Consider the following 22,060-nt stretch of genomic DNA (forward strand, 5'->3'; position numbering starts at 1 on the left):
GTGGCGAGGGCGGCCGGGAAGGGGACGGTGCACGTTCACTGGGAGACTTCATTTGACCGGCAACCGTTTCTGGCGGCTCGATCGCCATCCCGAAGGCAATACCGACTTCGCCCGCTCTCTCAGTCTTTGCGAAGACGCACCCGCGCCGCTGGGCTCGGGCGAAGTGCGTATCGCCGTCGAATGGCTGTCGATGGATGCCGGCACCCGCATGTGGATGAGTCCGCGCACCGACGGTTACCAGCCGCCGCTGCCGCTCGGGTCCAGGATGGTGGGCCTGGTGCTGGGCCGGGTCAGCGAGACGCGCGATCCCGCTTTTCCGGTCGGCACGCTGGTGCGCGGCTTCGGCCAGTGGGCGGAGCAGGCGATCGTCCTGCCCGCGCTTGCCGGGCTGGAAGCGGTGGACGAGACGGTATCCGATCCACGCCAGCATTTCGGCGCGCTCGGCATGAATGCCTGGACGGCCTATGTCGGCGTCAAGGAAGTGGCGGCGGTGAAACCGGGCGAGTGGCTGGCGGTCTCTGCGGCAGCGGGCGCGACGGGTAGTCTGGCCTGTCAGGTGGGGCGCAATCTCGGCGCGAAAGTCGTTGGCATCGCGGGCGGCGCGGAGAAGTGCCGCTGGCTGCGCGAGGAACTCGGCGTGGACATGGCGATCGACTATCGCGGAGGGGACGTGGAGGCGCGTCTGGCCTCCTGCGAGGGCGGGATCGGGGCGTTTTTCGACAACGTGGGCGGGCCTGTCCTCGATGCGGTGCTGCCCAACATGGCGCATTACGGCCGCGTCGCGATCTGCGGCATGGTGGCGGGCTATGACAGCGACGCCCCGATGCCGGGACCGACGCGCTTCGACCAGATCCTGATGCGGCGGCTGAGGGTGGAGGGGTTCTTCATTCCCGACTTCCTCGCACGCGGTGCCGAGTTCCTGCCGCAGTTGCGCGCATGGCTCGATGAGGGGAAGCTCATGGTGCGGTTCGACGAAACGCTGGGGATCGAGAACGTGCTGGAGGCGTATGAGCGGATGCTGACGGGCAAGAACATCGGCAAGGTGGTGGTGCGGCTTGATTAGAACGTCGTCCCGGACTTGATCCGGGACCGCTGGCATTCCTTGAGGCGATAGCTCGCAGAAAAGCGCCCCGCCGACAGCGCGGCCGTTCACGGCCAGCGGTCCCGGATCAAGTCCGGGACGACGTATTTCTCTCAGCGCTTCACATCGCGGTCACGCCGCCGTCCACCACGAATTCCCCGCCGGTAATGTAGTTCGCCTCGTCGCTGGCGAGGAACAGGATCATGTTGGCGATGTCGAGCGGGCTGCCCATGCGCTTCATCGGGATCGACGCGACGATCTCCTTGAACCCTTGCGGATTGTCGCTGCGGGCAACGTCCTGCATGGCGGTTTCGATCATGCCGGGGTGCACGGAGTTGCACCGGATGCCTTCCGCCGCGCATTCCATCGCCACGACCTTCGAGAAGATGCGCACGCCGCCCTTTGCCGCGCCATAGGCCCCGCACATCGGTACGCCGACCAGCCCGCCGATCGAGGAGAGATTGACGATCGAGCCGCCGCCGCCCGTCTTGCGCATCAGTTCCACGGCGCGGCGCGTGCCGAGGAACACGCTGTCGAGGTTGGCCTTGTTCTGTCGCTCCCAGTCGGCAAGAGAAAGCGCGGTCAGCGGCTTGAGCACGGCGATGCCGGCGTTGTTCACCAGCACGTCGATCCGGCCGTGGCCCTTCTCGATAGTCTGGAACAGGGTGTCCCAACCCGCTTCGCTGGTCACGTCCTGCGCCAGGGCCTCGGCCTGGCCGCCAGCTTCGCGGAGCGCGGCGGCCACGCTTTCCGCGCCCTTCGCGTCGAGGTCGGTCAGGTAGACGAAAGCGCCTTCCTCCGCGAAGCGCCGCGCGGTGGCGGCCCCGAGACCTCGCTCGTTCCCGGCGCCGGTAACCAGCGTGATCTTGCCTTCCAGACGACCCATGCGTTCAACCTTTCCAGATGCGATGTCAGAATTTTACGCCCACGGTCGCGCCGTAAGTGCGCGGCTCCAGCGCCATGCCGAACGAGAACAGCCCTGCCACGGTGAAGGCATGGGTGGTCGTCTTCTCGTTGAGCAGATTGCGGCCGAACAGGCGCACATAGGCTTCCTTGTCGCCTATATCGAAGTTGACGGTCATGCTGGCGTCGACGAGATCCTGCGTGGTGGTGCGCACACGCGGGTCGTTGCCGCCCACGATGACTTCGGTAACGGTGCCCGAGGCGTCCGTCACCGGCGTCAGCGAGGCTTGCGAGATCTGCTCGTCGTAAGGGCTGATATGCCGCCAGCCCGCCGTCGCCACGACTTTGCCGAAGCTGGTCGGCACCGTGTAGTCGGCATTGAGCGAACTGGTGAACTTGGGCGCATAGATCAGCCGGTTGGCCGAATAGTCGAACGGCACGATCAGACCGTTGAAGGCGCCATTGGTCACGAAGTTGCGGAAGTGCGACTTCATGTAGGCGGAAGAGGCGGTGATCGTCAGTTGCGGGGTGATGCGCAGCGTGGCATCCATCTCGATGCCCTTGATGATCGCGCCCCCCGGCACGTTGCCGGTGATCGTCTGGTTGCCCAGCGGGCCGCCCGGCACGGTCAGGTTCTGCTGCATGTCCTTGTAGTCGGAGACGTAGCCGGCCAGGTTCACTTCCAGCTTGCGGTTGAAGGCCGCCAGCTTGGCGCCGATCTCATAGGCGTCCACGGTTTCGGGCTGGAACGGCGTGCTGGCGGTCTGCGCCGTGGCGGCGCGCGGACTGAAACCGCCGGAACGGTAGCCGCGAGACCAGCTGGCATAGAGCATGACGTCGTTGTTGGGCCGATAGTCGACGCCCACCTTGGGGGTGAACTTGGTGAAGTTGGCATCGCCCGAGCCGATCAGACCGGCCTGCGCGAAGCTGTTGGTCAGCTTCTTGTTGTCATGCGACCAGCGGCCGCCGAACGAGAGGCGCCACTTGTCGGCAAAGGCCCAGTTGAAGTCCCCGAAGAAGGCGTAACTGGTGGTCTTGCCGACATTGGTCTGCGGGTTCTGGTCGAACTCCATCGGCGGAATGGAAGGATCGAAGCCGAAGAAGCGGGTCCACTGGGTAAGGTCGTACTTCGAGTGGAAGTAGTAGCCGCCCACCACGTAGTCCAGGCCGGTGAACAGATTCCCGGCGGCGCGCAGTTCCTGGCTCCACTGGGTATACTTCTGCCGACGATCCACGTAATAAAGGTCGGAGGAAGACCCATCGAAGTCCTGCGTCTGGTTTTCCTTGCTGTGGCGCCATCCGGTGATCGAGCTGAGCTTCACCGCCCCCAGGTCGTAATTCATCTGCAAGGTGGCGTTCGGAGCGCGATACTTGCTCTTCGCGGGCAGGGTGAAGACCGTGTAGAGGTCTGTCGTATTGTTGCGGTTGCACTCGTTGGCGGGGATCAGGCCGCAGAACGTTTCGGTGCTGTTGGTGAGATTGCTCACGACCGGCTCGAAGCTCTGGACCACGTTCTCCACGCTCAGCTGGGCATCGAAACCGCTGCCGGTAGGTTCGAACAGCACGCTGGCGCCGTAGCTGTCGCCTTTGCTTCCGCCCGCGCGGGTATCGCGGATGGCGTTGTAGTAGAAGCCGTCTGACTCGTTGTGGAAGTACCAGCCCTTGATGCCCCAGGTTTCGCCGTCGCCGTAGTTGACGATCGCCTTGGCGGCCCAGGTGTTCCAGCGGCCATAAGTGAGTTCGGCCTTCACGCCGGGCTCCATGGTCGGCTTGGTGCGGGTGATGTTGATGACGCCGCCGATCGTGTTGGCGCCGAACAGCGTGCCCTGCGGGCCGCGCAGCACTTCGATCTGGGCGATGTCGAAGGCGTCCTGAAGCTGGCCGGTATTGGTGCCGATGGTCACGCCGTCCACCACGACGCCTACGGTGGGCGTCTGGGACTTTTCGATATCGGCATAAGTCAGGCCGCGGATGGAGATATTGGCCGCCTGCGCGCCCGAGTTCTGCTGGGTGATGAGCAGGCCGGGCGCCGTGCCTTGCAGGTCGCCGATGTTCACGGCGGCCTTGTTCTCCAGCATGGCGGTGTTGATGGCGGTGATCGCGACCGGCGTCGATTGCAGCGTTTCCGAGCGTCGACGGGCGGTGACGATGATTTCGGTGTTGTCGATACTGGCCTGTTGCGGGGCCGGATCGGCAGTGGGTACGGGAGCCTCGCTCTGCGGCGCTGGATCCTGAGCGTTGGCTGGAGACGTGATGCAAGTGAGCGCGCTTGTCGAAAGTGCGACAAGCCACGCTCCGCGACGATGTGCGGATGCCATGGTTTCCTCCCTCTCCCCGACTATTCGTATAGCCTGCTTTACTGGATCACTATGCTACGAAATCGAGTGATAGCCGAACTGACAATTTGCACAGGTACGATGAAGGTCGAGACGACGCGACGTTTTGGGGGACCACTGTGCCATAACTGATCATCTACAGGAGAACCCCGCAGAAGACGCACCTTGACGGAAAGGGCCTCGCTTTGAATTGTCGTCACCCTGAACTCGTTTAGCTTCGCTGGCCTTCGGCTCAGGGTCCATTTCGCCGCCGACGCTGACCGCTGCGGGGAAAAAGCCGACTTGTCCGCTTGCAAACCGGCTTTCGGGCCGAGCCGCACCATGGACCCTGAAACGAGTTCAGGGTGACGGCGTGCAGCCGGGATGTCGTTGGGCCTTGAGAAAGGGGAGCGGGCGGTCCGAATGGGGCTGTCGGAAGCTCCCGAAAAAAGGCGGCGACTCTCGGGGGAGAGCCGCCGCCAGAGACCGTCAGGAGGTACGGTCGGAGATCAGAACTGCACCCGCTTGGTGTAGCCGCCGTCGACCACGACATTGGTGCCGGTGGTGTAGGAGGAGGCCCGGCTGGCGAGGAAGACGATCGTTCGCGCTACTTCCTCAGGCCCGCCCCAGCGGCCGAGCGCGAAGGCGGCTTCGGTCGCCTGGTAGAGTTCGGGCATGGCCTGGCCGATGGCTTCCCAGTTGCCGCCCGGGAACTTGATCGGTCCCGGCGAGACGCAGTTCACCCGGATGCCCAGCGGCCCTACCATCTGGCTGAGCTGGCCCGAATAGGCGATCAGCGCGGCCTTCATGGCATTGAACGCCTGCGGTACGATGAAAGTCTCGGTTCCGGCGGTGGAAGCCATGATGACGATGGCGCCGTCTCCGGATTTCTCGAGGTGCGGCTGCAAGGTCTCGCAGCCGAGCACGGTGCCCTTGATGTCGGCGGCGAAGCAGGCTTCCCAGTCGCCCGTCGCGCCCGAGCCCGACGCGCTGGCGCCGGGAACGAAGATATCGCAGCCGCCCAGGCGATCGGCGGCGGATTTCAGCCACTCGACGTAAGCGCCGTGGTCCAGCATGTCGAGCGCTTCCCCGATCACCTTGCCGCCGTGGCGCGACAGCGAGTCGACCGTCTCGGCGACTTGTTCGGCATTGCGCGAGAAGAACGCGATGTCGCAGCCCTCTGCGGCGAAGACTTCCAGCGCGGCCCGGCCGATGCCGCGGCTGCCGCCGGTGAGAATGACTTTCCTGCCCGTCAGTCCAAGATCCATGGCTGCCTGTTCCTCTGCCTTCGCGCGTTGTTCTGTGCGCCGGTTGTCGCCGCTCGCAGGCGCGGGGGCCACTCCTATTTTGGTCAGGAACGGGCCTCGTCCATGGCGTGGTAGGCCATCGGCATAAGGCACGGGAGAGAACGATGGGACGACTGCAAGGCAAACGCGCCGTGATTCTGGGCGCGAGCAGCGTGGACAACATGGGCCAGCACATCGCCCGGCGCTTTCTGGCTGAGGGGGCCAGCGTGCTTGTTTCCGGACGCAAGGAGGCGGTTCTGGAGGACTTCGCCGCGCACGGCGGCTGCAATGGCATCCTTGCGACCTGACCGACGCGCAGAGCGTGGACGCGCTGGCGGAGACGGCTGCTGCGAAGCTGGGCGGCATCGACATCGCGGTCAACGCCACCGGTTGGGGGCTGCTGACGCCGTTTCTCGACACCACGCACGAGGAACTGATGGCGATGACCATGCTCCAATATGTCGGGCCGTTCCATTTCTTCCAGTCGATGCTGCGCCGCATGGCGCGCAGCCATGGCGGCACGGGCGGATCGATCATCCAGATCAGCTCCGCCACGGCGACGATCATGCTCGACGATCACGCCGCCTACATGGGCACCAAGGCCGGTACCGATCATGTGATCCGCTGCGTGGCGAACGAGTTCGGGCGCGAGGGCGTGCGCGCCAACTCGATCTCGCCGGGATTGACCGACACGCCGATGACGGCGGGCGCTAGGCAGGTGCCGGGGCTGTTCGACGCCTTCCTGGCCGGCTACCCGCTCGGTCGCATCGGCACGTCGGACGATATCGCCGCCGCCGCCGTCTGGCTGGCTAGCGACGAATGCTTCATGACCGGTGAGAATCTTCAGGTGAACGGCGGACTCACGTTGCGCCGCAATCCGACGAAGAGCGAGATCGACGCGGCGGTGGCAGCGGCGGGGTAATGCGATGGGAAAGACGAAACGTCGTCCCGGACTTGATCCGGGACCGCTGGCAGTTCTTTAGGCGATAGCTTGTGTGAGAGCGCCCTGCCGCGAGGTGGGCTGTTCACGGCCAGCGGTCCCGGATCAGGTCCGGGATGACGTGATCGCTCGTACATCCTCGCGCAGCAGATCCTTGCGCACTTTGCCGGAAGCGGTGCGGGGAAAATCCTCGCGGAACTCGAAGCGCTCAGGAATCTTCTGTCGCGCCAATCCGCTCGCCGCGACATGCGCGCAAAGGTCTTCACTTGAAACCGCGCCATCCGCGATGACATAGGCGCAGACCCCTTCGCCCAGTCGCGCATGGGGCATGGCGACGACGGCGGCCTCGCGCACCAGCGCGTGGCTATGCAGCACGTCCTCGATCTCCTTGGCGGAGATGTTCTCGCCGCCCCGGATGATGAGATCCTTCTTCCGCCCGGTCACCGTGATCGCCCCTTCGGCCGAGCGCACGCCAAGGTCGCCGGTGCGGAAGAAGCCGTCCGCAGTGATCGCCTCGGCCGTCTGCGCCGCGTCGGCATAACCGAGCAACATGCCCGGACCGCGCGCGAGGATTTCGCCTTCCTGCCCGTCCGGCACCGCGCGGTCCTCGGCATCGACGATGCGCACGTCGTAATCGACCGCTTCGCCGTCGGTGGCGGCGGCCAGCGACGCGTTGCGCGGCCAGCCGAACGTGACGAGGGGTACTTCCGAAGCGCCGAAGACTCGAAACGCGCGGCATTGGGCGAAAGCCGCATTGGCGGCAGGGATGAGGTCCGCCGGAACCGCCGCGCCGCCGCAGGCGAAGAAGCGGAACGAGGGCAGCGGATTGCCCGCCTTGCGCGCGGCGGCGGCCAGTTCCACCAGGAACGGGGTCGCGGCGACGGTGCCGACCAGCCCATGCCGCTCGATAAGCGCCAGCGCCTCGTCGGCATTCCAGCTTTCCATCAGCACCGTGCGGGTGCCGCAGACGAAGGGCGCCTCCAATCCGTTGGCATAGCCGGAGACATGGGTGACCGGCGAGGGCATCAGCGTCGCTTCACCGGCGCCAAGGCCCCAATGCCGGGCGCTTTCGCGCAGGATCCGGGCGATCGAGACGTGGCTGTGCAGAACGCCTTTGGGCCTGCCGGTAGTGCCGGAGGTGTAGAGCACCATCTTCACGCCCAGCGGATCGACCCGAGGACGGGTAAAGCGCGCGCCCCGTCCTTCGCCGACGAGCGCGGCATAATCGTTGTCGCCGTCTCCGCGCACGGTGAAGACGTGGCGCAGGCCGGGCAAGTCGGCGGCAATCCGCGCGGCCATGGCAGGATAGTCGAACGTCCGGAACGCGCCCGGCACGAACAGCGCGGCGGCGCGGCAATCGGCCAGCATCTGCGTGACCTCGTGGTCGCGGTAGATCGGCACGATCGGATTGACGACCAGGCCGGACATCGCGGCGGCCAGGTTGATGACCGTGGCCTCGCGCCAGTTCGGCACCTGGAAGGCCAGCACGTCGCCGGGCCGCAATCCGCGTGCATGAAGCGCGGCGCAAAGCGCCTCGGCATCGGTCAGCGCCTGCGCGCGCGTGACCGCCACGGCGCCGTCGATCAAAGCCACGAAATCCGGATCGGCTTCGGCCTGAGCTTCCGCCAGTTGCGCTATGGTGCGTTTGTCCCACAGGCCGCTTCCGACATAGGCGGCAAGGTGCGGCGGGGGCGTTTCTAGCCATGCCCAGGGGCTGTCGTTCCTCTCCATCATCGCCGATGACTGCCCCTGCCGATGGTTGCGGCCAACTGGCCAAAGTGCCAAGCGGCCCGCGCGCGTTTTCCCGTGACCTATCACCTTGCGCAGGTTGCCGCCACCGGCGCAGGGGCACAGGATCGGCAGCGATAACGATGCGGGAGAGGACCGAGTGGACCGCGTACAGCAAATTGGCGACGTCGCCGAGATCATGCTCGATTACGTCGAGAACAGGAAGACCTTCCAGACGGACCGAACCTTCACGGTCCCCACCGCGAGCTATACCGACAAGGATCAGTTCAACGCCGAAATGGAGCTGGTGTTCAAGCGCGTGCCGCTGATGCTGGCCTTCACGGCGGAAATGCCCAACCCCGGCGATTACAAGGCGATGGAGGCGGTTGGCCTGCCGGTGCTGATCACGCGGGACAAGCAGGGGCAGGTCCGCGCCTTCCTCAACGTCTGCTCGCATCGCGGCGCGCCGGTCGCGGCCGAGGGACATGGCAACTGCGCGCGCTTCACCTGCAAGTATCACGCCTGGACTTACGCGGCGGACGGCCGCCTGCTCGGCATTTCCGAGGCAAGCACCTTCGGGCAGGTGGACAAGGCGGAGATGGGCCTGCGCCAGCTTCCCTGCGAGGAGCGCGCGGGCATGATCTTCGTGTGCCTCACGCCCAATGCGCCGATGGACCTGGACCATCATTTCCGGGGCTTCCTGGAGGATTTCGAAGCGCTCGACTTCGCGGACTGGACCTACCTCGGCAACCGCACGATAGAGGGTGCGAACTGGAAGATCGCCTTCGACGGCTATCTGGAAGGCTATCACTTCCAGTCGCTCCATCCCGAGACCATCTTTCCGCGCACACCCTCCAACTGCACGCATTACGAAGGCTTCGGCCCGAACATCCGCATCGGCTTTCCGCAGCATTCGATCGCGGAGCAGTTGAAGGATGTGCCGCGCGAGGATTGGGGCCTCAAGGAGAACTACGGATACGATTTCGTGCGGATATTCTTCCCCAACGTCTCGATCTTCATTGCGCCGGAGATCACCCAGGTCGCGCAGTTGTTTCCAGGGCCGACGCCCGATCGCAATCGCACGGTACTGAACTATCTACGACGCGCCCCCGTGCGGGACGAGGCAGACCGCGAGGCGGCGGAAGCGGCGATGAACTTCTTTCGCGACGTGACCTACCAGGAGGATTACGTGATCGGGCTGGAAATCCAGAAAGGCCTGGAATCCGGGGCGCACGATGAGCTTACCTTCGGCCGCAACGAGAGGGGCAACCAGTATTTCCACGAATGGCTGAACTGGTACTTGCAGGACGACGCCTCCTTGCCCGAACCGCGCATGTAGAGCGGGCGAGACGGATGGCGCGCAAGCTCTCGCTCGCTTCGGGCGTGCTGCCCGAATTCGGCGCGGTGGACGTCGTGGAAGCCGGCGCGGCGACGGGGTTCGACGCGGTCGGCCTCTGGATCGACCCGGCGGAATGGACGCCCCGGTCCACGCGTGAGGTCCGCGCGGCGCTGACGCGCACCGGGATGCCGGTGCTCGATGTCGAAGTGGTCTGGATCAAGCCGGATTCGTCGCTCGACGATCATCGCAAGGTGATCGACGTGGGCGCCGAACTAGGCGCGGGGAACGTCCTGTGCGTGTCCTCCGATCCCGATCCCGGCGCGACCGCCGACAAGCTCGCCGCACTTTGCCGCCATGCCGAAGGCGCGGGAATGCGAGTGGCGCTGGAGTTCGGCATCTTCACCGAAGTGCGGAACCTGAAGCAGGCGCTTGCCGTGATCGGGCGCGTAGAGCATCCGCTGGCAGCGGTGCTCGTCGACCCCATCCATGTCGACCGCTCGGGCACGACGGTGGCCGAAGTGGCGGCGGTCGACCCGGCGCTCATGCCTTACGCCCAGTTCTGCGACGCGCGGGCAGCACGTCCCGACCCCGCCGATTTCGCCGCCGTGATTGCCGACGCGGTCGACTTGCGCGAACAATGCGGCGCAGGATCGCTGCCGCTGGCCGCCTTGCTGGAGGCCCTGCCGTCCGATATTCCGCTCTCGATCGAACTGCGCTCCGCCGCGCTGCGAGAGGCGTTCGAGCATCCGGTCCTGCGCGCCAAGGCCGTGCTCGCTGCAACGCGCGGATGGCTGGAGGCCCGAGCGTGAAAACGCTTCAGGAAGGAAGGCCGTCGAAGGCGGGAAGGTCGTCGCAGATGGTGTCCCAATCGGCCTTCGAACCGGCGAAGATATGCGCGCTTGGCCGGATCGTGGGATTGTCCAGCAAGGTGCCGAGCGTTACGTGAACGTAGCGCCGCTCGCGCACGAGCGAGAACAGCAGCGATCCGCACCGGGAATAGTGACCGTCGTGACTATCGTCGTCTCCGTAGCGGAGCAGGCGTTCGGGCGCGTGGAGCCTCAGAGCTTCGGTGGTTATTCCCGCAAAAGGCTTCGATGCCGCGCCGGTCGCGGGCCGACACTGCGAGCAGTGGCAGATGAAGGCATAGGCGAAGGTGTCCTCGACCTCATAGGTGCAATCGCCGCAGAGGCAGGATCCGCGCAGAATCCTTGCAGTCACCGCGCTACCACGCGTGAGGCTCGCCGTTCCACTTGTAGAAGCCGCCCGACATCTCCGGCGTCAGGCTTTCGGCCAGGGCGGCGATGCCCTCTGCGCTTTCTTGGGGCGTGAGATCGGCCTGGGGGCCTCCCATGTCGGTCTGGACCCAGCCGGGATGGACGCTCACCGCGATAATGCCGCGATCCTTGGTGCCGAGCGCCACCGAAAGCATCAGACGGTGCAAGGCGGCCTTGGAGGCCGAATAGGCTTCATAGCCGGGGTAGGGCCATGTCGAAGCGCCGACCTGGCTGCCCAGGCTGACGACTTTCGCGCCCGGTTTCAGGCGGGGCAGGAAGGCCTGGAACACCCGCATCGGGCCATTGACGTTGACGTTGAACACATCGAGCCAGGCGTCGAAATCGGCATTCTCCAGCTCCGAAGTGGTGCTGCCGGAAACGCCCGCGACGTTGTAAAGCACGTCTATGGGGTCGCTGCCGGTATCCGCCACGCCGGCCTTGACCGAGGCATCGTCGGCCACGTCCATGGCGTGGAGCGAGACGAGGCCGTCCGATCCAGCGGCGATCTCCTTCAGCGTCGAGGCACCGTCCGGATCCCGCAGCAAGGCCAGCACGCGGTCTCCTTTCGCGCGGTGCAGCTTGACGAGTTCCAGCGCGATGCCGCGACCTGCTCCGGTGATTGCCACATTCGCCATGGGGTATCCTTTTTCCAACTGCCTGCCGGGTTAGTCTTTCGGGGCGAGCCTATCAAAGCCTTTCAAGAGCCTGACCTCTCCATTCGATCAGGGCCGTTCGCCTTTCCCCGGCGGCTCAGTTGCTCGGAAACCGATAGCGCAATTGCGCGGTCGCACCCGGCGATACGGTGGGCGACCAGGTGGCGACGCCGTCTACCCGCTCCAGGCTTTCGTCCACACCCTCGATCTTCTGTCCTGCCGAACCGATCGGCACGTCGATGGAGATCGGGAAGCCGTTGGCGTTGGAGACCGTCAGCGTCGCCTCCTGCCCGATGCCGCGTTGCTGGGATATCGTCACTTGCGTGCTGGTGCCTGCGGCGAGACGGAACGTTTCTCCTTCCGCGCGGTCCGGCATTGCTCCAAGCCCGATCAGGCGGCGCTCGCCCCCGGCTCCTGCTGCATAGAGCGCGGTGCTTCCGGCGGGGAGGGCAAGGCCCAGCCCCGCCTCCTGCCTGTTCCGCAGCACCAGCACGACGGCGCTTGGCGCGGCTTCGAGTGCCTGGCCGGGATAGACCGTGCGGCGGTAGCGGCGTTCGAACGGCACCTGGCTCCTGGAAAGGAGCGCCACCTGCTTCTGGCCCTTGGGGCTTACCGTGACGCGCTCCGGCACGCGGTAGAGCTTGAGGTCGCCCAAATCCTCGGGCGGGGGTGGCGGAGGAGGCGGTGGAGGAGCCGGCGCCGCCGGTGCGGCCATCATGATGGAGGGCGCGACACGCGCACCGGTCACGAAAATCTCGGCCATCTGCTGCGGGTGCTTCTGCAAGTCCGAGGTGGTCGTGCCCAGCGGGTAGCAGGCCAGCCGAAGCGCGGCGACGGCGGCGCGGAACGCGGGTGTGCTCACGCGATTGAGGCGGCCCGCCACGGCATTGACCTCGGCCTGGGCGAACGTCTGCGGATTGCCGTTGGCCAGGGTCAGCCAGGCGAAGAGATCGAGCGAGCGACCGTCCTGCGCCTGCGTGGCGACGTAGCTGGCCCGCCAGTCGAAGCCGGACGACAGGTAGCTGAGCCGGACCGTGACGGTGCGCGATCCGGCGCTTTGCGTCACCACGCTGAGCACCGGCTTGCTCGACAGGCCGGAAGGTACGCCGTCGAACGCGAGTTTCTCGGGAAGGCCCGAGCAGCGCAGCGTCTCGATGCCCGCCTGGGTTTGCAGGACCACGCCCTGCTGCGGCCCGGCGACGAGGGTTGCCTGTTCGCTGACCTTACGGCCGGTCGCCTTGTCGGTGCGGGTCAGGGTGACCTGACGCCCCAGCGTGCCGTCTACCAGCGAGGCGGGTGAAAGCAGGCGGGCGTCGCGGTTCTTCTCGATCGTGCCGCCGGGCAGCCCCTCGATCACGGCGCTAACGGGTATGATCCCTTCGGCCACGCCTTCGAAGCGCAATACCGAACGGCCGCGTGGCACATGGATTTTGCGTGTTTCGGTTACCAGCGCGAAGCCGGCGAGGTAGCGCGGGTTCAGCGATCCGCCGTTATCGGGCGCGCGATAGACAGTCAGCGCCACGCTATCCGCAGCGGGCGAGGTTACCACGCGATCCGTGCCGGCAGTTTCGCGCCTTGGAGATTCGTCGGCCGCATGCGCGGCCGGTCCGAGCAGCGCCGACAGGAGAACCGCAAGGCAAAGGCGCCGCAACATCAGTAGCGCGTGTCGAATGTGGCGGTCACCACCGCCTCCCCATTGGCGGGGACCGGCACTTGCCACAGCGCCGAACCGGCATCCTGCCGCTCGCTCTTGCGGTTTTCCTCGATCAGGCGCGTATCGCCCCAGGCGAGGCCGCTCTGCACGAGTTCCACGGTGACCGGACGGCCACGGGCATTCGTCAGGCGATAGCGCATCTGGGTGCGCCAGCGGTCAGTGCCCTGGCGCGTTCGCGACATGACGGTGGGTTGCACTTTCACGTCGAAGGCATCGCCGGTGGGCAGCGCGATCGTCGAGCCTTGCGGGGTATGCTCGATGCCGTTTTCGCCGGTGAACTGCGGCTGTCCGCGCGCGTCGCGAACATAGACGCGCACCGTTCCGGCCGGGAGTGCATCGCCCAGGCCCGCCGCCCCGGAGTTGGCGAAGCGCAGCACGCTTTGGGCGCTGCGGCTTTCGCTGGCGCTGCCGAGCCAGGAATTCTCGAAGCGATAGCCGGATGTCGCGGTCACGCCCTTGGCATCGAGGAAGCTGACCTGTTTGGTCTGCTTGTCGGCGATGGTGGTGCGTTCGGCGAGGGGATAGAGGTAGAAATCGCCCAGTTGCTCGCGGCTGGCGCTTTCCGTACCGGGCTGGACTTGCGTCAATCGGCCGGGCCGGGCGCGCGGCATAGGCATGTAGTTATCGGTATCGCGAGTGTTGCCCACTTCCCCCGCGACCAGCAGGGTCCGCGCATTGTTGAAAGTGGTGCCGCTGGTATTGGTCAGCGTGACCCAGCCCTGCACGTCCACGGTGCCGCGCTTGTCGTCGAACAGGGCGACGTAGTCCGCGCTCCACCCCAGGCCGCCGCTGAGATAGGAGAGCGTTGCCGGCCGGCTGCCGCCGCGGGTGCTGGCCAAAGAGACGGAAAGGGTGGGCCGCGCGCGGAGCGATTCGGGCACTTTGTCGAACACGGCGCGGACGGGCAGGCCATCGTCGCGCAGCACTTCGACATGGCCGTTCACCTCCAGCACCACACCGCCGTTCACCGCCAGAACGTGAGCCCGTTCGCGTGTCTCCGCACCGGTGGCGGGATTGGTGCGGATCAGCGTGATCGTTTCGCCAACGGCCTTTTCCATCAGGCTGGAGGGGGTCAAGAGGTCGAAATCGAAATTCTGCTCCACGATGGCGGCATCGGGAACGGTGAGCGAAACCGTTTCCGGTCGAATGCGCGCGCTGACGTCGGGGAAGCTCTGGCGAACGCGGCCATTGCCGATATCCAGCTGCCGCACGTCCTGCACCAGCGCCACGTCGTTGTTGTAGATCGTGATCGAGAGATCTCCCTGCGCCGAGGGAGAAGCCGCTTCCTGCGCCGACGCCACGATCGGCGCAGTTGCCGCCGGGACGACAGCGAAAAGGCAAGCAGCCAGAATCGTTCTCATCGAAATACCTCTCTGCCAGAACCGTCTGTTCATGCCGTTGCTTGCGCCGTCAGACAATGCACACATGCTGTAAGCTTCTGCCATTTCCGAGCTTTTTTACGGCCGGCCCCCCGCATCAGTCTGCCGCCTAGCTGAAGTTGCAGGTGAGAAGGCCCAGGCCAGGGCCATACAAGGTCGGTAGAGTCGGCTTCAGGCCGACTGTGCCCTCAAGGCAAGTCGCAAAGACTGCCGGGGCGGAGAGGAAGGCAGACCATGACCGAGGCGCAGACGGCGACAGGCTTCGATATCGCGGCCGAATTGCGCGATCTTGCGGCGCGCCGTGACATCGCCGAGGTCGCCCATCGCTATATGCGCGGGCTGGATCGGCTGGACGCCGTGCTCCAGCGGCGGGCTTTCCATGATGACGCCGTGGTGGATTGCGGGCTGATGAAGGGGACGGCGGACGAATTCGTCACCTTCTGCCAGGACTTTCTCGGGACGATGGAGGCGACCCACCATCTGCTCGGTCAGCACCGCATCGATGTGTGCGGCGATAGCGCGCGCGGTGAGGCCTATTTCCAGGCATGGCACGGCGTGCGCGACGAAGCGGGGGAGCTGCGCGATCTTTTCATCGCCGGGCGCTATCTCGACGAATATGCTTGCCGAGATGGCGAGTGGCGCATCACTTCGCGCCTGCTCGTGACCGATTGGGTCAAGGACGACCCCGGCTCTCCAGACTTCTTCGCCGCCAATCCCGGCGCCGTTCGGGGCGGCCGCCGTGGCGCGGACCCCAGTGACAGCCAGGCCCCACAGACAGGAGCAGATTCATGAACCTCCAGAGCAAGGTTTCCCGCTATTCGCAGGAATTCGATCCGCCGGTTCGCGGCGATACCATCACGGCGGACCGCTACATTTCCAAGGACTGGATGGCCGGCGAGATGAAGAATCTCTGGCCCAAGGTCTGGCACCTCGGCGGGGTACTTGCCGATCTGGAGGAGCCGGGCGACGTGATCCGGCACAACTTCGCCAAGGAATCCGTCATCATGGTGCGGCAGGAGGACGGCTCGATCCGCGCCTTCTACAATTCCTGCCCCCATCGCGGAAACCGGCTTATCCTGGCCGACGTCACCAGCGTGCCGCGCATCACCTGCGGCTATCACAACTGGACCTACGATCTCGACGGCACCCTGATCAAGGTGCAGGATCCCGACGATTTCGAGGGCGGCAGTCCCTGCGGCAAGGTCCACTTGTCCGAACTGCGCTGCGAGACCTGGGGGCCCTTCGTGTTTTGGTGCATGGACGACGATGTTGCCCCGCTGCACGAATGGCTCGCCCCATTTCCGGAGCGGCTGGCGGGGTACGGCATCGACAACTGGGTGCGCGTGCTCAACCTCTCGGCCGATTGCGAGTTCAACTGGAAGATCATCCGCGACAATTTCAACGAGAGCTACCACCTGCCCACGATCCACCCGGAACTGGCGACCTTCATCAACGACGGGTTGCCGGACACTCTGTTCGAGATGTACCCGTCCGGCCATAACTCGATGTGGATGAAGGGGCACCAGGCCACCACCCGCGTCGATTATCACACCACCGAAGTTCCCGCCCCGCTCGACCAGATCGCGCAGGCCTGGGGCATCGATCCCGCCGACTATACCGGCCATACCGGCGACTTGCGCGCCGCTGTGATCGAGGCGAAGCGGCGGCTGGGGCCGGAGCGGGGCTTTGCCAACTATACGCAGATGAGCGATCAGCAGCTGGTGGACTATTTTCACTGCACGCTGTTCCCCAACCTCACGCTCACCATGAGCCCGGAACAGTTGCAGGTCCTGCGCACCGAGCCGCACCCCACCGACCCCGAGAAGTGCGTGTTCCAGCACTGGTGCCTTTATCCGCCGATCGCCGGCATGCGCGAGGTGGAGACACCGCTGGGCACGGTGCCGCTGCGTCACGATGCCATCGCGCGTCACTCGGTTTACGGAGACGGCGTTTCGGTAGGCTTCGTGGCCGACCAGGATCTGTCGATCGGCACCAGCCAGCAGCAGGGGCCCAATTCACGGGGCTTCAAGGGCTGTATCCTGCCGGGCCAGGAAAAGCGCGTGCAGCGCTTCCACGAACTGCTCAACGACATGGTGCAGGAGTGAACCTGGCGCAGCCCCCTCTCACCGCACTATGCCCCATCGAGGACAGGCTGGCGATCCAGGATCTGCTCGTGGCCTATGCCCATGGTCTGGACAGCCTTGACGATATCGAGGGACTGCTCGATCTCTTCGTGGAGGATGCGGTGTTCGATTTGTCGGGGATCGGGTTCCTCAAGGCCGAGGGCCATGCGGCGATCCGCCGGTTCTTCGAGGACACTTTCGCCGCTGTGGCCGCCCAGGCGCATTACCTGAGCAACTTCGCGATCACAGCCTATGCGGGGGACCAGGCCGCCGTCCGCGCCTATGTGACGGGGATGGCGCGGTACAGCGCCGGTGGCGCGGTCACGCTCCATGGTCGTTATTATTGCGATGTCGTGCGCAGAGGCGCGGGCTGGAAAGCGGCGCGCCTGACGATGGACTTCCTCATCCCTCCTGAGGGTTGAGGGTGACGCCGAAGATTTCCTTTCGCGGCGATCCGTCCTCGTCATAGACGGGCTCGACCCCGGCGGCCGAATAGATCTGCACCGCGAAGCCCGTCAGGTCGTAGCGGCCCAGATGGTCGCGCATCGCGGCATAGGAACTGTGCGCGAAGTGGCTGAGCAGGGCGCGCTCGCTCTCCCATTCCTCGTAGACGTGGATCAGGCCGGGATCGAGCGGATCGACCGCCCAGTTATAGGCCGCGCAGCCCGCTTCCTCGCGGCTGGAGGCGATATGGTCGGCGCCGCCCCGGATGATCTCGGAGCAGAGGCTGGCATCTCCGGCGAAGCGGAGGGTTCCGGCCACGATGATGCGCATGGTCTGTTCCTTGTCAGGCGATCGGTCGGATCGCCGGGGTTTCGTGGATTTCGAGAATTTCGAAGACATTGCCGAAGAAGTCGCGGCAGTACGTGCCCGAATAGCCGTGCCTGCTGCCGTCCGCCTCCGTGGTGATCGTCGCGAGGTTCGGAGGGGCGTGGACCGGAAGGCCTGCGGCAACGATGCGGGCATGCACGGCGGAGAGATCCTCCACCTGCAAGGCGATATGGGTATAGCCATATTCGTTGACGCCCCGGCGTGGATCCAAGGCCTGCTTCTGCTTGGGCGCGGAATATTCGAAGACTTCGATCTGCACATTGCCAAGGCGGCAGAAGAATTGCTCCGCCGCGCTGCCTTCCAGACCGACGATCTCGTCGATGAAGGGATTTTCCGCCCAGTGCAGCGGTTCCACTTCCTCCACGGCACCCAGGATGTCGAGATAGAAGTGTCGCGCCATGGCAAGGTCAGGCACCGACACGCCGATGTGGTGGATGCCGAGAATTCCGGGCAGGGGATGGGTCATCCTGTCGTCCTCTCCTGGTGGTCAGACCTGGCTGAATCCGCCGTCCATCACCAGTTCGTCGCAGGTCATGAAACTGGACGCCTCGCTGGCCAGGAACACCACGCCGCCGGCCATTTCCTCGGGGCGGCCGAGGCGGCCGATCGGGTGCGTGGTGTGCATTGCCGCCAGCGAAGCCTCGCGCGAGGGCGAGGCGCCGAGTTCGACATAGCGGTCCATGATCGAGGCCAGCATCGGCGTCTCGATCCCGCCGGGATGCACGGAGTTGACGCGGATATTGTATTTCAGCGCCGCGAATTCGGCCCCCAGGCACTTGGACAGCATCATGATCGCCGCCTTGCTCACGCAGTAGGCGGAGTTGAACGCCGCGCCGCGCAGGCCGCCGACGCTGGAGAAGTTGATCACCGAAGCCCCGCCCTTGCGGGCCTTGCCGCCATCCTTGAGCAGGTCGAGCAGGACTTGCGTGCCGATGATCGCGGAATCGACGTTGATCGCGTTGATCCGGTGGAATTCGGAAAGTGGCGTCTCCTCGAACTTCGTCACGATCGAGAAGCCGGCGTTGTTCACCAGCACATCGAGCCGACCGTAGTTTTCCCGAGCCAGCGCTTCCACCGCGCGCCAGTCCGCCTCACTGGTGACGTCGTGCTTCAGATAGTGGTCGGCGCCTTCGACCTCGGCCCCGTCCTTCAGGTCGGTGGCGATCACGGTGGCACCGGCGGCTTTCAGGGCCTTGACGATCTCGCGACCGATGCCGCCTGCGGCGCCGGTGACGACGGCGATGGTGTCGGGAAGGGCACCGGGTGAGAGAGCGGTCATGATTGGAAATCTCCAGGTTCGCAGATCACTGCGCGGTCCATCCACCATCGATGACCAGTTCCGCGCCGGTCATGTAGGAACTGTCCGCTGAGGCGAGGAAGAACGCGGCGCTGGCCAGTTCGGACGGATCGGCAAGGCGGCCCATCGGCGTCCTGCTCGACATCAGATCCACCAGATCCTGCGGCTTTTCGGCGACGCCCTTGTCCACCCAGCGCTGGAAGCCTTCCTTCAGCAAAGGCGTCACCACGAAGCCCGGATGCAGCGAATTGGCGCGGATAGGCAGCTTCTTTTCCGCAAATTCCAGCGCGATCGACTTGGTGAACAGCCGCACCGCGCCCTTGCTGGCGTTATAGCCGGAAACCTCGCTCATCCCCACGAGGCCCATGATCGAGCTGACGTTGACGATCGAGGCGCCGCCCGCAACCTCCGCGCCGCTTGAGGTCATCAAAGGCACGAAGGTGCGCACACCCAGGAACACGCCGTCCACGTTGATGCTCATGATCCGGCGCCAGCCTTCCAGCGAGGTTTCCGCGACCGGCCCGGTCAGGTCGATCCCGGCATTGTTGACCAGGATGTGCAGCTTGCCGTGGCGTTGGGTGACGGCATCGCGCGCGGCGGTCCAATCCTCCTCGCTGGTGACATTGGCCTGCACATAGCTGGCGGCCTGCCCCAGTCGGCCCAGCGTCTCGGCCACCAGCGCGCTGTCCTGCCGCTCAAGGTCGGTCAGCACGACTTCCGCGCCCTCGGCCAGGAAGCGCTCCACGCAGGCGAGGCCGATACCGCGCAGGCCGCCCGAAACCAGCGCCACGCGGCCCTTCAGCCGCTGTGAACCCAGATCGCTCATACGCCCATCATCCCTGCCGTGGTTGCTCCGTCGATCACGTATTCGCTGCCCGAGACGAATTGCGATTCGTCCGATGCGAACCAGGCGACCAGCCCCGCGATCTCCTCCACGCGCGCCATGCGGCCGAACGGCGACAGGCCCTCGTAAGCCGCGCGCGTGCTCGCGGGATCGTTCGAGGTGTCGATCAGGTTGCGGATCAGCGCCGTCTCCACCACGCCGGGCAGGATGGCGTTGACGCGGATGCGGTACCTGCGATTGCCCGCATGGACCGCCGCCGATTTCACCAGCGCGATCGCCGCCGCCTTCGATACCGAATAGGCCAGGAAATTGCCCATCGCCCGGTGCGCGTTCATGGATGAATTGACGAGGATCGATCCGGTCGGCCCCTCCGCATTGCGCGCCATCAGCCGCATCGCATGCTGGACGGTCAGCATGGCCCCGGTCTGGTTGATGCCGATCACGTTGTCCCAGCCTTCCAGCGTGATGTCCTCCACGCTGCCGTCGCCGTGTTCCGTCCCCGCATTGGCGAAGGCGAAGTCCAGCCGGCCATACGCTTCGGCGATCCGGGCGGAGAGCGCGTCCCAGGCGGCCCCGTCGCGAACGTCATGACTGACGAATTCGGCGCCGGTCTCGCTGCACACCGCGTCCGCGGCAGCGCGGTTGGAGCCTGTGAACACCACGCGCGCGCCTTCCGCGCAGAGCCGCTGCACGGCCCCGGCGCCGATGCCGGATGTGCCTCCGGTGACCAGCGCCACCTTGCCTTCAAGCCGCTTCACGGCATTCTCCCAGCTATTCGTTACTGTCGAACATGGCGTATCCGCGTGATCGGGCAACCTATGATTAGAGCAAGGTGACTTACCCTTCACGGCGGTCCAGACATGGCCCAAACAGGGAAAAACGAAACAGGTTGGGAGACCTTGGAGCGATGGCCGAACGCGACCTCGAATTGGACCCGAAACTGGGCGAAGACCGCAGCGAGGGCATCAGCTGGGCCGAACTCATGGCGCAGGATTCGCGGACTGCGCCCGCGATCCTGACGCAGGAAAGCTACACCTATCGCGGGTCGGACCCGATCCCGGCCACCCGCTACACCAGCGCCGAATTCGCGAAGCTGGAGCAGGAGCGGATGTGGCCCTATGTCTGGCAGTTCGTGGCGCGCGAGGAAGACCTGCCCGATCCGGGCGACTTCATCGTCTACGAGAACGCGGGCCGTTCCTACCTCGTCAGCCGTCAGGACGACGGATCGATCCGGGCGATGCACAATGTGTGCCTCCACCGGGGACGCAAGCTGCGGACAGAAGAAGGCCATGCCGACAAGTTCGTCTGCCCGTTCCACGGCTTCGCCTGGAAGAAGGACGGCAGCTTCGATTCGATGCCGTGCCAATGGGACTTCCCCCACCTTGCCGAACAGGACCTGGACCTGCCCGAAGCCGAAGTCGGCCGCTGGGCGGGCTATGTCTTCATCCGCGAGGAGAAGGGTGGGCCCAGCCTGGAGGAATTCCTCAGCCCGCTGCCCGAGCATTTCAAGCGCTGGCGGCATGAGGAATGCGCCAGCGTCATGCGCGTGGCCAAGGAGGTTCCGGCCAACTGGAAGGTGGTGATGGAAGCCTTCATGGAGGCCTGGCACACCATCGTCACCCACCCGCAATTGCTGCCGTTCACCGGCGATTCCAACGCCGCCTACTGGACCTGGGGAGACAATGTGAACGTCAACCTCGTCCCCTTCGGCGTGATGAGCCCGCATATCGAGCAGGGTCAGGGCGAGCAGTGGATCGTCGACGAGTTCATCAAGTACAACGGTCGCTCCGGCGACAATTACGAGGGTGAGGCATCTGCCAACCCCATGGCGATCCGCGTGCCGGAGGGTATCACGGCCCGCGCCGCGCTGGGCGCCGCAATGCGCGCGGCCTATACCGAGAGCACCGGTTACGACCACGGCGATGCCACCGATGCCGAGCTGCTCGACGCGCTGGTCTACAACGTCTTCCCCAATTTCGCGCCCTGGGGCGGCTACATGCCTAACATCGTCTACAACTGGCTGCCCGGAAAGACGCCGGACACCTGCTTCATGGAAGTGCGCGTGCTGGCGCGCATTCCCAAGGGGCAGCCGATCCCGCGCGGCGCGCCGCTGAAGATGCTGCGGCTCGACCAGAAATGGACCGAAGCCCCGGAATTGGGCATTCTGGGCGACGTGTTCGAGCAGGACATGGACAACCTGCCCTTCGTGCAGGAAGGGCTGCATGCCTCGAAGACGGGCAAGGTGAACCTCGGCAACTATCAGGAAATCCGCATCCGCCAGTTCCAGGATACGCTGATGAAGTACATCGACGGCGAACTGGGCCGGACCGCGCCGGAAGGGATGGCCTGACCG

At 65.2% G+C, this 22,060-nt stretch carries 20 protein-coding genes and 1 pseudogene; 8 read left to right on the plus strand and 13 right to left on the minus strand.

Going from position 1 to position 22,060, the window contains the following annotated elements:
- The first annotated feature begins 52 nt into the window (after nucleotides 1-52).
- Nucleotides 53-1,063, plus strand: coding sequence for an NADP-dependent oxidoreductase (locus RT424_RS03905; protein WP_313434655.1), 1,011 nt, complete (start codon nucleotides 53-55; stop codon nucleotides 1,061-1,063).
- A gap of 139 nt (nucleotides 1,064-1,202) precedes the next feature.
- Here RT424_RS03905 and RT424_RS03910 read toward each other — a convergent pair whose 3' ends face one another.
- From RT424_RS03910 to RT424_RS03920, 3 genes are all read right to left on the minus strand, one after another.
- The gene (locus tag RT424_RS03910) at nucleotides 1,203-1,967 is read right to left on the minus strand and encodes an SDR family oxidoreductase (RefSeq protein ID WP_313434656.1); all 765 of its coding nucleotides are present in this window, start codon (nucleotides 1,965-1,967) and stop codon (nucleotides 1,203-1,205) included.
- Nucleotides 1,968-1,992: 25 nt separating this feature from the next.
- Nucleotides 1,993-4,302, minus strand: a complete 2,310-nt coding sequence (locus tag RT424_RS03915; RefSeq protein ID WP_313434657.1) for a TonB-dependent receptor — start codon at nucleotides 4,300-4,302, stop codon at nucleotides 1,993-1,995.
- Between the two features lie 506 nt (nucleotides 4,303-4,808).
- Nucleotides 4,809-5,567 (minus strand): SDR family NAD(P)-dependent oxidoreductase, encoded by a 759-nt coding sequence (locus tag RT424_RS03920; protein WP_313434658.1) that lies wholly within the window; start codon nucleotides 5,565-5,567, stop codon nucleotides 4,809-4,811.
- A 143-nt stretch (nucleotides 5,568-5,710) separates the two neighbouring features.
- On the opposite strand from RT424_RS03920, the pseudogene RT424_RS03925 reads away from it, so the two are divergent.
- Nucleotides 5,711-6,507, plus strand: a pseudogene (locus tag RT424_RS03925) (SDR family NAD(P)-dependent oxidoreductase).
- Nucleotides 6,508-6,630: 123 nt separating this feature from the next.
- On the opposite strand, the gene RT424_RS03930 reads toward RT424_RS03925, so the two are convergent.
- The gene (locus RT424_RS03930) at nucleotides 6,631-8,259 is read right to left on the minus strand and encodes an AMP-binding protein (protein WP_313434659.1); all 1,629 of its coding nucleotides are present in this window, start codon (nucleotides 8,257-8,259) and stop codon (nucleotides 6,631-6,633) included.
- Nucleotides 8,260-8,413: 154 nt separating this feature from the next.
- Here RT424_RS03930 and RT424_RS03935 point away from each other — a divergent pair, with 154 nt between their 5' ends.
- Nucleotides 8,414-9,592 (plus strand): aromatic ring-hydroxylating oxygenase subunit alpha, encoded by a 1,179-nt coding sequence (locus RT424_RS03935; RefSeq protein WP_313434660.1) that lies wholly within the window; start codon nucleotides 8,414-8,416, stop codon nucleotides 9,590-9,592.
- Between the two features lie 14 nt (nucleotides 9,593-9,606).
- Nucleotides 9,607-10,401: a TIM barrel protein gene (locus RT424_RS03940; RefSeq protein WP_313434661.1), complete on the plus strand. Its 795-nt coding sequence runs from the start codon at nucleotides 9,607-9,609 to the stop codon at nucleotides 10,399-10,401.
- Between the two features lie 7 nt (nucleotides 10,402-10,408).
- Here the strand turns inward: RT424_RS03940 and RT424_RS03945 are convergent, their stop codons facing one another.
- The 4 genes from RT424_RS03945 to RT424_RS03960 all read right to left on the minus strand — a co-directional run bounded on the left by RT424_RS03945 (nucleotide 10,409) and on the right by RT424_RS03960 (nucleotide 14,594).
- On the minus strand, nucleotides 10,409-10,810 hold the full coding sequence (locus RT424_RS03945; RefSeq protein ID WP_313434662.1) for a GFA family protein: 402 nt from the start codon (nucleotides 10,808-10,810) through the stop codon (nucleotides 10,409-10,411).
- 4 nt (nucleotides 10,811-10,814) lie between these two features.
- On the minus strand, nucleotides 10,815-11,501 hold the full coding sequence (locus RT424_RS03950) for an SDR family oxidoreductase (protein WP_313434663.1): 687 nt from the start codon (nucleotides 11,499-11,501) through the stop codon (nucleotides 10,815-10,817).
- 115 nt (nucleotides 11,502-11,616) lie between these two features.
- The gene (locus RT424_RS03955) at nucleotides 11,617-13,173 is read right to left on the minus strand and encodes a hypothetical protein (RefSeq protein ID WP_313434664.1); all 1,557 of its coding nucleotides are present in this window, start codon (nucleotides 13,171-13,173) and stop codon (nucleotides 11,617-11,619) included.
- The gene (locus RT424_RS03960) at nucleotides 13,173-14,594 is read right to left on the minus strand and encodes a DUF4139 domain-containing protein (protein ID WP_313434665.1); all 1,422 of its coding nucleotides are present in this window, start codon (nucleotides 14,592-14,594) and stop codon (nucleotides 13,173-13,175) included. Before RT424_RS03960 ends, RT424_RS03955 begins: the two co-directional genes overlap by 1 nt.
- 252 nt (nucleotides 14,595-14,846) lie before the next feature.
- On the opposite strand from RT424_RS03960, the gene RT424_RS03965 reads away from it, so the two are divergent.
- From RT424_RS03965 to RT424_RS03975, 3 genes are read left to right on the plus strand one after another with little or no spacing between them, the layout of a single operon-like run.
- Nucleotides 14,847-15,404 carry a nuclear transport factor 2 family protein gene (locus tag RT424_RS03965; protein WP_313434666.1) on the plus strand — a complete coding sequence of 186 codons (558 nt, stop codon included), beginning with the start codon at nucleotides 14,847-14,849 and terminating at the stop codon, nucleotides 15,402-15,404.
- A complete protein-coding gene (locus RT424_RS03970) occupies nucleotides 15,401-16,717 on the plus strand; it encodes an aromatic ring-hydroxylating dioxygenase subunit alpha (RefSeq protein WP_313434667.1) in 1,317 nt (438 codons plus the stop codon). Before RT424_RS03965 ends, RT424_RS03970 begins: the two co-directional genes overlap by 4 nt.
- Entirely contained in the window at nucleotides 16,714-17,157 is a 444-nt protein-coding gene (locus RT424_RS03975) for a nuclear transport factor 2 family protein (RefSeq protein WP_313434668.1), read from the plus strand. The genes RT424_RS03970 and RT424_RS03975 overlap by 4 nt, the downstream gene beginning before the upstream one ends.
- Here the strand turns inward: RT424_RS03975 and RT424_RS03980 are convergent.
- Genes RT424_RS03980 through RT424_RS04000 form a run of 5 tightly spaced genes read right to left on the minus strand, consistent with a single transcriptional unit; the run spans nucleotide 17,138 to nucleotide 20,465 of the window.
- The gene (locus RT424_RS03980) at nucleotides 17,138-17,509 is read right to left on the minus strand and encodes an antibiotic biosynthesis monooxygenase (RefSeq protein WP_313434669.1); all 372 of its coding nucleotides are present in this window, start codon (nucleotides 17,507-17,509) and stop codon (nucleotides 17,138-17,140) included. The two genes, RT424_RS03975 and RT424_RS03980, sit on opposite strands and share 20 nt — an antisense overlap.
- Before the next feature lie 13 nt (nucleotides 17,510-17,522).
- The gene (locus RT424_RS03985) at nucleotides 17,523-18,032 is read right to left on the minus strand and encodes a VOC family protein (RefSeq protein ID WP_313434670.1); all 510 of its coding nucleotides are present in this window, start codon (nucleotides 18,030-18,032) and stop codon (nucleotides 17,523-17,525) included.
- A 21-nt stretch (nucleotides 18,033-18,053) separates the two neighbouring features.
- Nucleotides 18,054-18,845: an SDR family oxidoreductase gene (locus RT424_RS03990; RefSeq protein ID WP_313434671.1), complete on the minus strand. Its 792-nt coding sequence runs from the start codon at nucleotides 18,843-18,845 to the stop codon at nucleotides 18,054-18,056.
- A gap of 25 nt (nucleotides 18,846-18,870) precedes the next feature.
- Nucleotides 18,871-19,689, minus strand: a complete 819-nt coding sequence (locus tag RT424_RS03995; RefSeq protein WP_313434672.1) for a glucose 1-dehydrogenase — start codon at nucleotides 19,687-19,689, stop codon at nucleotides 18,871-18,873.
- Complete coding sequence (locus RT424_RS04000) at nucleotides 19,686-20,465, minus strand: SDR family oxidoreductase (RefSeq protein ID WP_313434673.1); 780 nt, start codon at nucleotides 20,463-20,465, stop codon at nucleotides 19,686-19,688. The genes RT424_RS03995 and RT424_RS04000 overlap by 4 nt, the downstream gene beginning before the upstream one ends.
- Nucleotides 20,466-20,614: 149 nt before the next feature.
- Between RT424_RS04000 and RT424_RS04005 the strand changes: the two genes are divergently transcribed.
- Nucleotides 20,615-22,057, plus strand: coding sequence for an aromatic ring-hydroxylating dioxygenase subunit alpha (locus RT424_RS04005; RefSeq protein ID WP_313434674.1), 1,443 nt, complete (start codon nucleotides 20,615-20,617; stop codon nucleotides 22,055-22,057).
- Nucleotides 22,058-22,060: the final 3 nt, after the last annotated feature.

Source organism: Novosphingobium sp., assembly GCF_032093395.1.
In the GTDB taxonomy this organism is placed as follows: domain Bacteria; phylum Pseudomonadota; class Alphaproteobacteria; order Sphingomonadales; family Sphingomonadaceae; genus Novosphingobium.